At 42.9% G+C, this 14,330-nt stretch carries 10 protein-coding genes and 1 CRISPR repeat array; all 10 genes read right to left on the bottom strand.

The features are described from left to right. Positions 1-6 precede the first annotated feature (6 nt). A complete protein-coding gene (gene cas3f / locus ACHB7C_RS00930) occupies positions 7-3,486 on the bottom strand; it encodes a type I-F CRISPR-associated helicase Cas3f (RefSeq protein ID WP_395346163.1) in 3,480 nt (1,159 codons plus the stop codon). Further along, entirely contained in the window at positions 3,483-4,457 is a 975-nt protein-coding gene (gene cas1f / locus ACHB7C_RS00925; RefSeq protein ID WP_042844257.1) for a type I-F CRISPR-associated endonuclease Cas1f, read from the bottom strand. The genes cas3f and cas1f overlap by 4 nt, the downstream gene beginning before the upstream one ends. A gap of 149 nt (positions 4,458-4,606) precedes the next feature. Continuing rightward, a CRISPR array of direct repeats spans positions 4,607-5,536; the repeat unit is 28 nt; unit sequence TTTCTAAGCTGCCTGTATGGCAGTGAAC. Positions 5,537-5,805: 269 nt separating this feature from the next. After that, positions 5,806-6,741 carry a flagellar hook-associated protein FlgL gene (flgL, locus tag ACHB7C_RS00920; RefSeq protein WP_042844258.1) on the bottom strand — a complete coding sequence of 312 codons (936 nt, stop codon included), beginning with the start codon at positions 6,739-6,741 and terminating at the stop codon, positions 5,806-5,808. A gap of 28 nt (positions 6,742-6,769) precedes the next feature. Further along, positions 6,770-8,413: a flagellar hook-associated protein FlgK gene (flgK, locus tag ACHB7C_RS00915; protein ID WP_272678816.1), complete on the bottom strand. Its 1,644-nt coding sequence runs from the start codon at positions 8,411-8,413 to the stop codon at positions 6,770-6,772. A gap of 142 nt (positions 8,414-8,555) precedes the next feature. Further along, the gene (flgJ, locus tag ACHB7C_RS00910; RefSeq protein ID WP_048606792.1) at positions 8,556-9,536 is read right to left on the bottom strand and encodes a flagellar assembly peptidoglycan hydrolase FlgJ; all 981 of its coding nucleotides are present in this window, start codon (positions 9,534-9,536) and stop codon (positions 8,556-8,558) included. Beyond that, positions 9,536-10,639, bottom strand: coding sequence for a flagellar basal body P-ring protein FlgI (locus ACHB7C_RS00905; RefSeq protein ID WP_042844261.1), 1,104 nt, complete (start codon positions 10,637-10,639; stop codon positions 9,536-9,538). Before ACHB7C_RS00905 ends, flgJ begins: the two co-directional genes overlap by 1 nt. Positions 10,640-10,672: 33 nt before the next feature. Further along, entirely contained in the window at positions 10,673-11,455 is a 783-nt protein-coding gene (locus tag ACHB7C_RS00900; protein WP_173424802.1) for a flagellar basal body L-ring protein FlgH, read from the bottom strand. An 81-nt stretch (positions 11,456-11,536) separates the two neighbouring features. Further along, on the bottom strand, positions 11,537-12,319 hold the full coding sequence (gene flgG, locus ACHB7C_RS00895) for a flagellar basal-body rod protein FlgG (protein WP_042844262.1): 783 nt from the start codon (positions 12,317-12,319) through the stop codon (positions 11,537-11,539). Between the two features lie 18 nt (positions 12,320-12,337). Next, positions 12,338-13,093 (bottom strand): flagellar basal body rod protein FlgF, encoded by a 756-nt coding sequence (locus ACHB7C_RS00890; RefSeq protein ID WP_042844263.1) that lies wholly within the window; start codon positions 13,091-13,093, stop codon positions 12,338-12,340. A 15-nt stretch (positions 13,094-13,108) separates the two neighbouring features. Beyond that, positions 13,109-14,329: a flagellar hook protein FlgE gene (gene flgE, locus ACHB7C_RS00885; RefSeq protein WP_048606790.1), complete on the bottom strand. Its 1,221-nt coding sequence runs from the start codon at positions 14,327-14,329 to the stop codon at positions 13,109-13,111. Between the last annotated feature and the right edge of the window lies 1 nt (position 14,330).

Here is a 14,330-nt window from a genome sequence, read left to right as displayed (position 1 = left end):
AAGTTTCTATTCAAAAACCTTAAATGTGCTGAGCCCCATTTGGTCGTTATAGTGGTAAAAAACTCCGCTACTTTTACGCGGTAAGAAACTAATTTCGCCATACCGTTTTGAAAGCTGCTCTGCTTGCTGATATTCATTTTCTCGGCTCGCCAATGATTGCTGATAGTCTCGGATGAGCCATAAGCGCTGTTTTAATGGTTCGGCAAGTGGTTGAAAACCAATTCCATATTCATCCTCCTTCGTGACCCAACCACTGTCTTTGTCGTACTCACAAAAGTGAAGTCTATTTTTTGCTGATAAGATTAAGGATACCCGTTTGGTCGGTTCACTTTCCCTAAATGACGCAAACTGCTGAGGAAGTGCCGTCATCCACCACCCCCCACTGGTATACCCCCATAGCGTGGTCGGGCGGTTTTTAGGAAGTACTGCGCTTGATAAAAATGTAGAGCGTGTTCTTACGGCTGCCTTAGCAGGCTTAGCGGTGGATACATCGCCCATCAGCCGTTCGATTGATGCATGTTCTAAACAGGCTAAATTAGTTGTTTGCTGAGTTTTCCAACCTGTAATAGGCTGTATTCTAGGAATGGCATCAACAGATTTAAGTAGCTGTGATTCATCCACCAGCTCAGATAGGTTATAAGTTGATAAGCTAAGGTTTAGATTGCGATTTTCATAACCTGGTTTGGAAAATGCATCTCGTTGATTATTCCCTTGAAAAGCGACCCAGTTATATTGCAGTAAAGCGATGTTAGGGCTCGCCACTTCACCCGCACGGTGCCGACGAACCCGCCCCGCCATCTGTACGATTGAGCGGTAAGATGAAGGTTCAATAACGGCCCAATCAAAGTCATGATCACGCCCGACTTCCTCCACCGGTGTTGCCACTAAAATAAAAATAAGATGTTTAGCTTTCCCATTTCGGTAGGCTTGGTCTAAATGCTGCCTAACAATAGGGTTTTGGAATGCTTCAGGCTGCTCTCCTTCTTTTTCCTTACGTTTCAATACGCCATCAAGGTGTTTTTCTTGCTCATGACGTAAAAGTAGTACCTGTTGGCTATGGTAGGCCATAGTACGAATTTCCACCTCTTCAGGCCATTGTGCCGCCAGTAAATAGTGAGTCAATGCAACACAAACTGGAATATTAGCAACACGCACAACCCCAAAGGAAACTTGCAACTGGGTTTCCCTCTCAGAATAGGCGTGAGCCTGATGCAATCTAAGAATAGCTTGCTGAATGTGTGCAAAATACTGAGTTTGTAAGTCTTTACCTTGTTCTTTTTGTATCGGCAAGATAAAGGCTTTTCGGCGAGCAACCAGCGCCCGCAATGCCTTTACACGTTTTTCTATAAAATTGTTATGGTACTGACGATAATGACTGACCGTTAATTCATCATCGGCTGTGGTAATGGTTGCGATTTGGCATGCATGTATGCATTTATCTTTTTTCTCATCATACTGCCCCTCATCCACCCAAACACAACCGACTTTTAAGGATTTTTGATGGCTAAGTGCATGAATATGCCAGCCTTGTTGGTAAGCATTAAAATAAAAAACAGCAAGTGTAGGGGGGATAGTGGCTGATGAAATCATAACTTTACGCCCCAAGGCCCCTGCGAGATAAATAAGCCGCCCAATAGCTACGGGGTCATTCCCTGTAAAATCATCAATTTCATCAATAACTAAGTCAGATGACATTAATCGAAGATAGGGAAGAATATAGCGACCACCTCGCAGGGTTTCCGTCGCCCCCATAATATGGTCAATGGTACAAGCTAAAATAGGGGCATAAAGCAAAGCTCTATCTTTAGGCCGCGTCAATACAGTAGCCAACTCTTCTTCTGGTAAACTACCTTGCCATTTTTCTTCTGACCAATTTAATTCAAGCCCTTCATCATCAAAAAGGCGGTCTTGGGACTCAGAACCAAATTCTGCTAATTGGAGCTCTTGTTGAATTGTTTTTTGTTTATCTTCTTGATGAAGGTCTAAAACGGCTTTAGAGCCAATTAATACTGCAAGGTTGTCATCTTTTATGCCTAAGCGAGTACGATACTCATCCCCTGTTTGCAATGTGAGAGCTCTGAGGCCCAACGCAAGAATAAACCGCAAGCTTTGTTTATCCTCCGATAACGCTTGCATAATTTTAGCGTTGGCAACCGTCTTACCGCAGCCCGTACTTGCCATATTGACAACAAAATACCCTTCCGTTTTATCTTGTTGCTGTTCTCGATATTGCTCAATGGTATTAACCACATCTTCCTGCCAACTAAATTGCCCTGAGGCATTTTTATGCTGTTTCAGTAAGTTAATATCACTCGCTACAGGGGGTTCTATGACAAAGAATGGCAAGTACTCCGTAATATTTGCCGCAATATTAGCCACATTAACCAAGTGTTCATCAAGCCGTTGCTTGTATGCAGTTTGCCCATTCACGCGCTGGGTATTGGCATATAACGCCATATTTGATTGCCATGTTGGGTCTGCCTCCTTTGAGGAGTAATTGTGATCTCCCAGCATCAAGCACAAGCGTGCTTGTTCAGCAACTAATCGCCAGCAACCATTGCTTAGCGCTTCATCAAATAACGGAAGTTGGTGTTTAAGGTGTTCTGCCGCTTGACTTAGGGCTTGACGCCAAACTTTTGACTCACTTAATAAGCCATGAGGGAATTCAAAGCATTGCTGAATGCGTTGCGCATATTCTGAAGCATCATAGAGATTTTGGTATCCCCATTGTTTATCAACAATATCTAATAATTGAGCTAATGAATTACAGGGTTGATCTGCATATTGTAGACGCTCTGTTTTATTAGCCAAAAAGGGTAACCTGTGATGGGAAACAATCAACCAAACCAGCAATGAAGCTGCATCAGGTAGCTGGTTTAGTGGTTTTTCCAGTTGATTTTTTCCCTTCATCCACGACTGTAATTGTTGCTCATGCCATGATGAAGTGATTAATGCATCCAACCAATTTTCGTCACTATTCGGTTCTTTCTGGCTTTTTACCAATGCACTAAATAGCAGTGACGATACCCATTCATGGCGCAGCGGGTCGCCTTTAAAACGCATGTTTGACGCGGGGTTTAATTTATCTTGAAACAATTGTGAGGCTTTTCCCCAGTCATGTAACAAAGCGGCTAAACGAACAAATCCATTAATTAACGGCAAATACTTCCAATCATTTCCTTGCTCACTACCCAGTAAGGATTTTTCTGTTCGGTTCACTGGAACATAACCTTGTTCATTGAATTTGTTTTTTCTTCCCACTACCCATAATAATTGGCTGCGAGAGCGAGAACGTATCCAATGGCAGCTTACAGCTGTATTGCGACTGGCGCTGCGGCGCAGTAATTTTTGTACTGTATGCAACCCTTCTTGGGTGATCAAGGTTTGCCATGTATTGTCACCAATTCGGTTAGCAAATGCATCTAGTACCCGCCGAGTCCGCTTTAACGCGTGCTTTTCACACTGAGAAATAAAGGTTACCATCATAGCTGAGTAACCTGTTGTTGTGCCTCGTTTTGTTGTAATGCCAAAGATTTAACTACATCGAACATAAAATCAAGGGATTGATGGTCAACAAATGATTGCAATATTTGCTGGCGAAACTCTTGCTCTGTTGCCCCCTCTTTACCGCAAATAAATGCCCACGGTAAAACAACCGCATCTTTAATTAAATCTGCGATATCAAAGACTAAAGCGCCACGACGAGTTTTACCATGCATTACTGCAAAACCATGGGGAATACCCAGTACCCATAGGCAACTTGCGGCTAACCCATAAGCCAGATAATTACCATGGTTTAAAAAAGAATTCGCTTTATCAACAGCTTGGTGTTGACGAGTGAAATTTTTTTGCCCTGTATTATTAGCTGCGTATTTATACAAGGTTTTAGTTAACTGAGCTTCTGTAAGCAGTAGTTCTTGTGTATCTTGAGCAGCGATAGTGCGATTATGGAAGGCCTTTAATGCGGATTGAATCGTGCTGTCTTGGTATACAAACCCTTCATTCTGTAATTCACGAGAGCTTTGCCAAACTTTCTGTAGGTATGTGATACGCGACTGTTGTAATACCTTAGCCGCGGCTAACCTTTTTTCATCATTAAACCAAAACGATAACCAGCTTTGTAAATATTCCGTTGGCCGATATTCGCCTTGTGGTGTCATCCATTCTACTTCTGTAGACATATACAGAGGTGTACCACCACCCCCACAAAACCCAACTAGCACCCCCGCTTGAGATAACATTCTCATTGCGGCTTGGGTAATTGATGTTCCTGTACCAAGTAACAAAACTGTTGTATTTGCAATAGGGATATTGAAATAGAGGTTTTCATTTTTTGCCTCTGTGAAATACAACACTCGACCATCTTTTTGCATCACTCGACAATGCTCTAAGTAATACATGTTAGCGCGCTTGGAATGTAAGATGGTTTTTAAGTCACTAGGTGAAAAGTCATCCATAAGCAGTTGAATTCTTCCTTAAATAATAAGTTTTTTGAATCAATCTTATTAGAATAAGCTTTAACCAATGAAACAAGCCTTAAATTATCACTAAAGCCAAATTTGCGAGGGGTTTCACAGAATATCCAGTAAAAATAACTCCTTGGCTGTTTTTTAGCTGCCTTTATGGCAGTGAACGATTAATTTAACTCGCAGAGATGCAATGAAGATTTCTAAGCTGCCTATACGGCAGTGAACAGAGAACATCCTGATCCCATTCATCAGCATGATTTCTAAGCTGCCTGCATGGCAGTGAACCTAAACTTAACACTCGGAGCCAAGTTATTTATTTTCTAAGCTGCCTGTATGGCAGTGAACACGGGTTGCTTGCGGCTGATGAAATTAATGATTTTCTAAGCTGCCTGTATGGCAGTGAACTTTAAGCCTATCTAGTGATGCATTTGCTTTAATTTCTAAGCTGCCTGTATGGCAGTGAACCATAAATGACGCAAATGGTGATTTAACCGTGTTTTCTAAGCTGCCTGTATGGCAGTGAACTATGCCGTATTCAGTAACTGCAAAGTAAACTGTTTCTAAGCTGCCTGTATGGCAGTGAACCGCCCACAATCGCTCGTCGCCACCTTCGAGAATTTCTAAGCTGCCTGTATGGCAGTGAACGAATGCGAGAGCCGTGCTATGCAGATAATGATTTTCTAAGCTGCCTGTATGGCAGTGAACTGTTCGTGATACTCGTCGACAATGGCGCAATGTTTTCTAAGCTGCCTGTATGGCAGTGAACAATCGTTTATGCTCGATAAGCAGCTTGTTGATTTTCTAAGCTGCCTGTATGGCAGTGAACACCTTAAACAAAGCGTAGACGACTTAGTTAGTTTTCTAAGCTGCCTGTATGGCAGTGAACATACAAAATTATCATATATTGTATTGTCATTCTTTTCTAAGCTGCCTGTATGGCAGTGAACCCAGCGAGGGCGGTAGGGTTAACTAGATAATATTTCTAAGCTGCCTGTATGGCAGTGAACAAAAATGCTCATTTATTGAGCGTTTTTTGTGTTTTCTAAGCTGCCTGTATGGCAGTGAACTATTAGTTAAATAAGATAAAACAAAGGAAAACAATGTACTAGCTTTATAAACGCCAAAATACCTTTGTTTTGGGAGGGTATCCTAACTTATTGTTTAATAATTAATTTTTTAAATAGCAAAAAATAAAGGTCAAACTAGGGTAAAACAAATCGGGATTTATGCAATATGCACAAACAAAAATAGTGCGTAAATAAAGGTACCTCAAAATAAAAAAAACCGCGCTCGAATCACTCCAAAGCGCGGTGAGTAAAATTAAACCTTTAATTTATTAACGGTTACCAAAAAGTGACATACTGTTTAAATCTTTAAAAATACTTTGGGATGCATCAAACATCGCCTTTTCTTTATAGTAATCCGTCGTAGTACCCGTCCAGTTGGTCTCAAGCAGCTCACTTTTACGAGCTGCATTTTGAATCGAACGGGTATCTGCCAAGAAATCTAATTTATCAATTTCTTGCAGTTGTAAGCCTTGTTTCGCTTCAATATTAGAAATTTGGTCAAGCGCTGCTTTAATTCCACGGTTAGCTTCATCCATCCCTGCTTGAGCGCGGTCTAAATCAGCTTGAGGCGCATCTTGTTGTGGAATTTTCAGCGCATCAATACCTGCATTCAACGCTTTGAAAACATTAACAACATTATCGCTGCCCGTCTCAAAAACTTGCGCACCCGTAAAATAGGTGGTCATTTCTCGGTCACTAGCGACATTTTGCATAATCGGTTTATCACCGCCGTGGTACAACACATTACCATCAGCGTCAATTTCAAACGGGGGCTTATCCGATTTAAAACCAGCAAAAATATAACGGCCATTACCATCCGTTGTATTACCTAATCCCACCAGTTGTTCTTTTAAACCTGTTAACTGTTCTGCCAGTGAATGACGGTCTTTATCACTTAAAGCACCTTGGTTAGAAGCTTGAATGATAGTGGTATCAATTTGTGTGGTCACATCCGTCATTTGAGTCAAAATACTCATCTGCAATGTCATGCCCGTTTTTGCAAACCCACGGCTTGCCACATATTGCTGGTTACGGTTTTCTGATTGGCTAATTCGCACCGCTTGTGATGAGGCTTGAGGGTCATCAGACGGTTTACTCACGCGCTTACCCGAGGCTAATTGGCTACCTGCATCCATCCAACGCGCCTGAGCATTATTCATGTCTTGCAGGCGTTGGTGATAAATCATATTTGTACTTAAACGCATCGCTAAACCCTTATTATATTGCTAAAACTTAGAATGCACGCATCAACGCATTAAACAAATCATCCACCGTTTTTAATACTTGCGCATTCGCATTAAAAAACTGCTGGATCTTCTGCATTTGAATACTTTCTTCATTCATATTCACGCCTGAGATAGCCTGCTCTTGGGCATAAAAGCTCTCAGTCATTTTATTTTGTGTTTCCGAATCAATTTGGGCTTGTTTAGTTTTACTACCGACATCATTGACTAAGGTTGCGTAGAAATCAGAGAAGGTCGAGCCGCCATCAATCAGTTTTTGGTCTTGTAATTTAACCAGCTCTTTAATATTTTCATTATCACCTGGGCCACTATCTTTACTCCCCGCGGCAGCAAAGCCCGATGCATCACTAATCAATGTTTGCATACCGTTGATAACACCGCTCACAGGCTTAACAAGGAAAGAATCACCTTTTGTTATGCCTTGGCTATTGCTTATTTTGACTTCTATACCATCAAATTTCAGTGTGCCTGCGGTTGAATCATCTACCGAAATTTTAGTGCCTTCAGGTAAACGAGTGACATTCCATTCGCTACCATCAAAACGCATTTCATAGTTATTGCCTGTCACCTTAGAGACATCGCTATAACTCAAATCGAAATCCGCTTTACCGCTGTTATGGGTATTGCTAACAACGCTGCCTTTACCAATCTCAAAAAAGTCTTTACCCGTATTACCATTGGCATCATAGCCTTTGCTATGAACTTCATTGAATTTCGTTGCAAAAACTAATGCTAATTTATTGAGTTTTTGATAAGCCGGGTCAATCACTTCCTGACGAGAACGCAAAATACCGCTTAGCTCTCCCCCACGAAATGACCCATCTGGGATTTCACGCGCTTGGCCATTTGCGCCCACAAAACCAATACTAAAACGGCTATCGTCTTTTGATGAAGGGACTGCTTCTAAACGGTTAGCTTTTTCGCCAGTCACCAGCGGTAAACCATTGGCAAACGTCACATTATAGTTGCCGTTTTGTTCAATGACCTTAACCCCAACTAACGAGTTAACTTCATTTACTAAGCGATCACGCACATCCAATAAATCATTAGGTTCAGAACCGCTGACTGAACGTACACGGGAGATCTGCTGGTTTAGACCGGCAATTTTTTCCGCATATGTATTGATATCTTTCACCTTATTTTCGATTTGGTGATTAATATCCCGCTCCATTTCTTGTAAACGGCGATCAGCGTCTTTAAATTGACTTACCAACGCATTTGAATTGCCCAAGAAAACGTCAATCAATGTTTTATCACTGGCGTCACTGGTTGCTGCATCTAATGAAGTGAAAAAACTACCGATATTACTGGAGATATCTTCAATATCATTAGTAAGCAAATCATCGACTTTATTACAGTTTTTAACGTACGCCTCATAATCACCGCTGCGAGCGCGTGATTGGCTGTACTGTGCATTGATAAATTCATCAAACTCACGGCGAACATGGCTGAAATAAGTGCCGTTACCAAAATAGCCATTAGGTGTCATCGTACCGGGATTCTCCCCGAAAACAGCACTTTGGCGGTGATAGTAACCTACACCTGCGTTCGCTAAGTTGTTAGAAATCACACTTAACCCGCCTTGTGCAGCGTTCACACCACTGAGCGCATTATTCATTACATTGTTCAGCATAAGCTTTTCCTGTTCTAGATGCTGACCCCTTTAATTGGCTGACACAATCAAAGTGATAAGCAACTCAAATTATTTACAGCATATTTGGTTATCGGAAATTCAGCGTAATTGTTTAGGCCAAACTCGCATTAATTCCGTGTTTTTAAAAAATATCGTTTAAGTCTATGGTATAGGCTTGCACTGCCCTTGATGCCGAGGTATTTGCTGTCGGTTGATGACCGCGAATTTGGTTAATCAAGGTGATCAGTTTGTCTGAATAACTTGGGTCAGTGGCGTAACCGGCTTGATGTAAGCGACGCGCAGCAATTTCAGGCGTCGGCGCTTTTTTCACATCTTTATAGCGCGGGTTTTCGGTTAATAGACTGATATAATCAGCAATCGCTTCTTCGTATGAACCATAGACTCGGAAGTCATCGCGCATTTTTATTGTTTTACCATTAATGACTTCGGTTGTCATGATATTAGTGACGGGTCCCTGCCAGTTTTTTCCAGCTTTAATACCAAATAAGTTATGGCTGGTTTTACCGTCACTTTTCAAAATTTCCCGCTGTCCCCAACCACTTTCTAATGCCGCCTGCGCTAAGACGAGAAAGTGTGAAATACCACTGTTTTGACTTGCAGCCTTTGCTGGTTCAATTAAGCGACGAATAAAATTACTGCTGTTAAGCGATAACGCTTTGATTTTTTGAAATGGTGCTGAAAGCGTATCCCCCGTAGGCGCAAAATGGCGCATCATCTGCTGCATATTAAATGGTGGCAATGTTTGGATGGCTTTTTCATCGAGCGGTAACATGCTATTGCTGAGCGCTACATTAGGCTCTATTTGCTCGCGCGTTAACTGTTGGTACATCATCTCACCAAAACCTAAGCCTTTTTGTGAAAGATCTTGGGCGATTTGCTGGTCATACATGCTGGTGAGCATACGCGTTTGGTCGCTGGAAAATAAACCATCTTGGGGTAATGCGTCACGCATACTTTTTAGCATCATTTGGACAAATGTTGCCTCAAGTTGCTGCGTGACTTGGCGCAGCCCTTGCTCTGGGTTTTTATTCAGTTCGCCTTTTAGCTGGCCTAGCGACTGTAAATCAAACGCGGCACCTTGCAATAGCTGCATATCACTCATTAGATGATCTCCAATTTTGCACGCAAGCAACCTGCACTTTCCATAGCTTGCAATATTGACATCAAATCGTTTGGCGTCGCACCTAAAGTATTTAAAGCCTGAATAACTTGGTTTAATTGCACACTCGCATTCACTTTTTGCAATGAACCACCTTGGTCGCGTATACCGACATTGGTGTTACGGGTTACGACCGTTTGCCCACCTGCAAATGGGGTATCAGGTTGGCTGACTTGTGTTTGTCTTTCAACGGTAACCGCTAAACTACCATGAGCCACCGCACAGCTTTCGAGTGTCACACTGCGGTTAATGACAACTGAACCGGTCCGTGAATTGAGGATCACTTTTGCTTCTGCCATTGGTGTCCGCACGTTAAGTTCCTGTACCCGAGACAAAAAGCGTACTTGGTCACGGTTGTTAGCCGGAACTAATAATTGAACCGTACGCGAGTCCAACGCGGAAGCTGAACCGACTCCCCCCATACGGTTTATTGCATCTGCAATATCTTGCGCTAATGTGAAGCTATCTTCGTTTAATTGCAGGTTAATTGCGCCACTTTGCCCAAAGTTACTTGGTAGTTCACGCTCAATCGTTGCCCCGCCAGTAATGCGTCCACCATTAAGTTGATTCACTTTAATGCTGCTACCACCACCGCTTGCGCCAGCTCCACCAACCAGAATATTTCCTTGCGCCATGGCATAGACTTGCCCATCAACACCTTTCAGTGGCGTCATCAATAATGTTCCACCCCGCAAGCTTTTTGCATTCCCCATTGAAGAAACAACGATATCCACAGACTGACCAGTACGCGCAAAAGGTGGTAATTTTGCGGTTACCATCACCGCTGCCACATTTTTCAATTGCATGTTAGTACCGGGGGGGACCGTAATCCCCATTTGCGACAACATGTTATTTAAACTTTGGGTTGTAAATGGGGTTTGCATGGTTTGGTCACCCGTGCCATCGAGCCCGACAACAAGTCCATAACCGATTAATGCGTTATCACGTACCCCTTGAACCGTGGTTAAATCTTTAATACGTTCACTGTGCGCTGCAAATACAAAACAGCAAAATAGCGATAGCAAAATTAATACTTTGTTTTTCATTGAGTTCTCTCGGCTATTCTCTCTTATGTTCAATTAATAAGGCGAAACATTTAAGAAAAAGCGTTGCAGCCAGCCCATGTTTTGCGATTCATTGATGTAACCATCACCCACATATTCAATACGTGCATCCGCCACCTGTGTGGAGCTTACATGGTTATCTGACCCAATGGTCCGTGGGTTAACCACGCCAGAGAAGCGGATCGACTCCGTCCCTTGGTTAATGGCAATACGCTTCTCACCGACGACATGTAAGTTACCGTTCGCCAGTAATTGGTCTACCGTCACGGTAATCGTCCCTTTAAAGGTGTTATTGGCATTCGCTCCGCCCTTACCACTAAAGTCACTATTACCTTTAATATCGAGTTCGGTATTCTTACCGCCAATCCAGCCTTGCATAAAGCCGGGCAGTATCGCAGCCAAGAAACCAGTTTTCCCAGTGCGATTCGCATTTGCAGACGAGTTTTTGCTAGCACTGACATTTTCTTGCAGATTGATAGTCAAAATATCGCCAACATTACGAGGGCGCCTATCTTCAAATAGGGGCTGATAGCCATAATACGCCGGCTGAGCACTTTGAAATATTGAGCCATTCGGTGCAGGTGCCGTCGGTGCACTTGGAATTGCCGTTGTCTGTGTGTCCACTAACGGACGTGATTTTATGTGTGCGCAGCCACTGGTAATCAAAACCAAAGCAATGACTAATCCCACCTGTTTGGTTGCGATTAAAGGCGTTTGCAACGCTATTTTTTGCTGTTGAGAAATCGTGCTGCTTTCAATCATCATGCTACTCTTTTGCTGCAGTGTACGTTCTACCATCACGAAGAGATCCCTCTCATAGGTAACTCACCATCGTGATTGCAAGTTACCTTTCTGTGTCTTTCCCGCTCAATAAACCAATTACAGCTGAGTTAAACGCTGTAGCATCTGGTCAGATGCGGATACTGCCTTACTATTAATTTCATAAGCACGTTGAGTTTGGATCATATTCACTAACTCTTCGGCAACATTGACGTTAGATGTCTCTAGCATATTTTGATAAATCAACCCTGCACCATTCGTTCCCGGAGCACTTTCATTAGGGGCACCTGAACTTGCCGTTTCCATATACAGGTTTTCACCCATACTTTCTAAACCTGCATCATTGATGAAAGTAGTTAAGGTGATTTGACCAATCTGTTGCGGCTGATTATCACCATAAACGGTGATAGAAACCGTACCATCACGGGCAATTGACATGCTGTTTGCGTTATCAGGGATCATAATCGCAGGGACAATTTGGTAACCGCTTGAGGTTACAAGCTGGCCATCTTGGTTGGGCTGCAATGCCCCATCGCGGGTATAGGCGTCGGTACCATCTGGCATTTGTACATGCAAGAAACCTTGGCCTCGAATAGCGATATCGTTGGTATTACCCGTTTTGTTTAACGCACCTTGTGCGTGAACTCGCATTGTGGCAACGGGACGAGCCCCCGTCCCCATTTGTAACCCTGACGGTAACGATGTTTGCTCAGAGCTCATCGCGCCAGGTTGGCGAATATTTTGATACATTAAATCTTCAAAAACGGCACGTTGGCGTTTAAAACCATTAGTACTGACGTTTGCCAAGTTATTAGAAATAACATCAAGGTTGGTTTGTTGAGCATCAAGCCCTGTTTTTGCAATCCATAATGAACGGATCATAATAATTCCTTACTGAATTTAGCTGACGGCAAGCAATTGGTTTGCCCGCTGTGCATTTTCATCAGCACTACGGACTACTTTCATTTGCATTTCAAAATGCCTTGCATTGGCAATCATGGAAACCATGGCTTCAGCAGCATTAACGTTACTTCCCTCAATCACACCAGCGGTAACGATAGCGCGCTCACTTTGTGGAAGCACATTGCCATTAGCCGCTTGGCCTTGAGGTGATAAATGAAATAACCCATCTTCCCCACGAAGTAGGTCTTGTGGCTGTGCTTCAACCACTTTTAAACGGCCAATCTGCCCTAGCATCGTTGGGGGGTCGGTCGCCAATAGCGCTGTCACTGTGCCGTCTGTGCCGATAGTTAATTCTGCATTCGGCGGAACATTAATAGGACCACCATCCCCTTGTAAACGACGCTCGCCAATCATTAACTCACCTTCACTCGAAACCTGAATATTACCGTTACGCGTGTAGGCTTCGCTGCCATCGGCAAGTTCAACAGCCAAAAAGTGCTTGTCATTTAACGCCACATCTGTTGACTTGCCTGTATAGTTCAGTGGCCCTTGGCTCATATCTGCACCGGGTGTTGAGGCAACGACCAGTGTCCTTGTTGGTTCGCTGTCCCCGTTAATGGGCACAGCACGCATTGCCGATAGTTGTGCTTTAAAGCCCGCCGTTGACACATTAGCAATGTTATTTGAAACAACCGCTTGGTTTTCAAGCGCATGACGCGCCCCACCCATGGCAGTATAAATGACGTGATCCATGCCCACCCTCTCGGTTTATCGTAAGTTAACCAATGTTTGTAACATTTGATCTTGCGTTTTGATGGTCTGCGCATTGGATTGATAATTACGCTGCATCACAATCATACTGATCAACTCTTGGCTCATGTCCACGTTAGAAGACTCCAGCGCACCACTGGTTAATTTGCCGTATTGCCCTACACCCGGGACACCATCCATTGGGTTACCTGAAGCATTTGAAGAAGCCCAAACGTTACCACCTTGAGAAACTAAACCATTCGGGTTAGCAAAAGCAGATAGCGCAACTTGCCCTACCACACGTTTTTGTTGGTTAGAATAATTCGCAGTAATTAAACCGTTATCTTCAATTTTAAACGTGGTGTATTCACCGGCAGGAAAGCCATCTACATCAATAGCACTGACCGAGGATTCACTGACTTTCTGTTGGCGAGTTTTACTCAGATCGACATTTAACGTTCCATTATCCGCCCCATTTAACCCGTTATAAGCAAAGGCAAATGTGGCTTTATCAGCGTCTTTTAGCTTGCCGTTGCCGTCAAACTCTAATTCACCTAATTTTTTAGCTTCTGTGTCGTTAGTATCTTTTGCATAAGCCGTCCAGTTATTGTCAGACTCTTTGACAAAATACACTGAAATTTCGTGAGTATTACCTTGACTATCAAATGCAGTCATTGTGGTACTGAAATTATAAGTTGCTGAATCATCAGGTTTTGTTATATCAAACTTTTTATCTTTAACTTTATCTTCTGAATTAAGGTTAACTGTCAGTTTGGCTAAGTCTGATTTTTTAGCATCCATCATATCGGTTGGAATGTTAATTCCCGCAGGAACACCACCACTTTGAATAGTGACATTACCGTCCTCATCAACACCTGCCGGATAACCTGTGACGATCATGCCTTGGTTGTTCACTAAGTTACCGCTTTTATCACGTAAAAACTGGCCATCACGGCTATAGTAAATATCGCCATTTTTGTCTTGCACACGGAAAAAACCATTGCCAGAAATAGCGACATCCGTTGGTCTATCCGTACGTGTGATAGGGCCATCTTTAAAATTTTGTGTTACTGCTGCAACATTAACACCCAGACCAACGCCTGATCCTGCGAACATATCGGCAAAAGAGGTTGTCGCCCCTTTAAAACCATTGGTCGCGGAGTTGGAAATATTATTACCAATTGAATCCAGCCCCGCTGATGCTGCATTTAAGCCACTGACTGCTTGTGAAAAAGACATA

The organism is Providencia sp. 2024EL-00732 (assembly GCF_044006275.1).
In the GTDB taxonomy this organism is placed as follows: Bacteria; Pseudomonadota; Gammaproteobacteria; order Enterobacterales; family Enterobacteriaceae; genus Providencia; species Providencia huashanensis.
This window is presented reverse-complemented; position numbering and strand designations above follow the sequence as displayed.

Bases quoted from the DNA above. Each gene is read 5' to 3' on its own strand.
- cas3f (WP_395346163.1), bottom strand. From the start codon at position 3,486: ATGATGGTAACCTTTATTTCTCAGTGTGAAAAGCACGCGTTAAAGCGG.
- cas1f (WP_042844257.1), bottom strand. From the start codon at position 4,457: ATGGATGACTTTTCACCTAGTGACTTAAAAACCATCTTACATTCCAAG.
- flgL (WP_042844258.1), bottom strand. From the start codon at position 6,741: ATGCGTTTAAGTACAAATATGATTTATCACCAACGCCTGCAAGACATG.
- flgK (WP_272678816.1), bottom strand. From the start codon at position 8,413: ATGCTGAACAATGTAATGAATAATGCGCTCAGTGGTGTGAACGCTGCA.
- flgJ (WP_048606792.1), bottom strand. From the start codon at position 9,536: ATGAGTGATATGCAGCTATTGCAAGGTGCCGCGTTTGATTTACAGTCG.
- ACHB7C_RS00905 (WP_042844261.1), bottom strand. From the start codon at position 10,639: ATGAAAAACAAAGTATTAATTTTGCTATCGCTATTTTGCTGTTTTGTA.
- ACHB7C_RS00900 (WP_173424802.1), bottom strand. From the start codon at position 11,455: ATGGTAGAACGTACACTGCAGCAAAAGAGTAGCATGATGATTGAAAGC.
- flgG (WP_042844262.1), bottom strand. From the start codon at position 12,319: ATGATCCGTTCATTATGGATTGCAAAAACAGGGCTTGATGCTCAACAA.
- ACHB7C_RS00890 (WP_042844263.1), bottom strand. From the start codon at position 13,093: ATGGATCACGTCATTTATACTGCCATGGGTGGGGCGCGTCATGCGCTT.
- flgE (WP_048606790.1), bottom strand. From the start codon at position 14,329: ATGTCTTTTTCACAAGCAGTCAGTGGCTTAAATGCAGCATCAGCGGGG.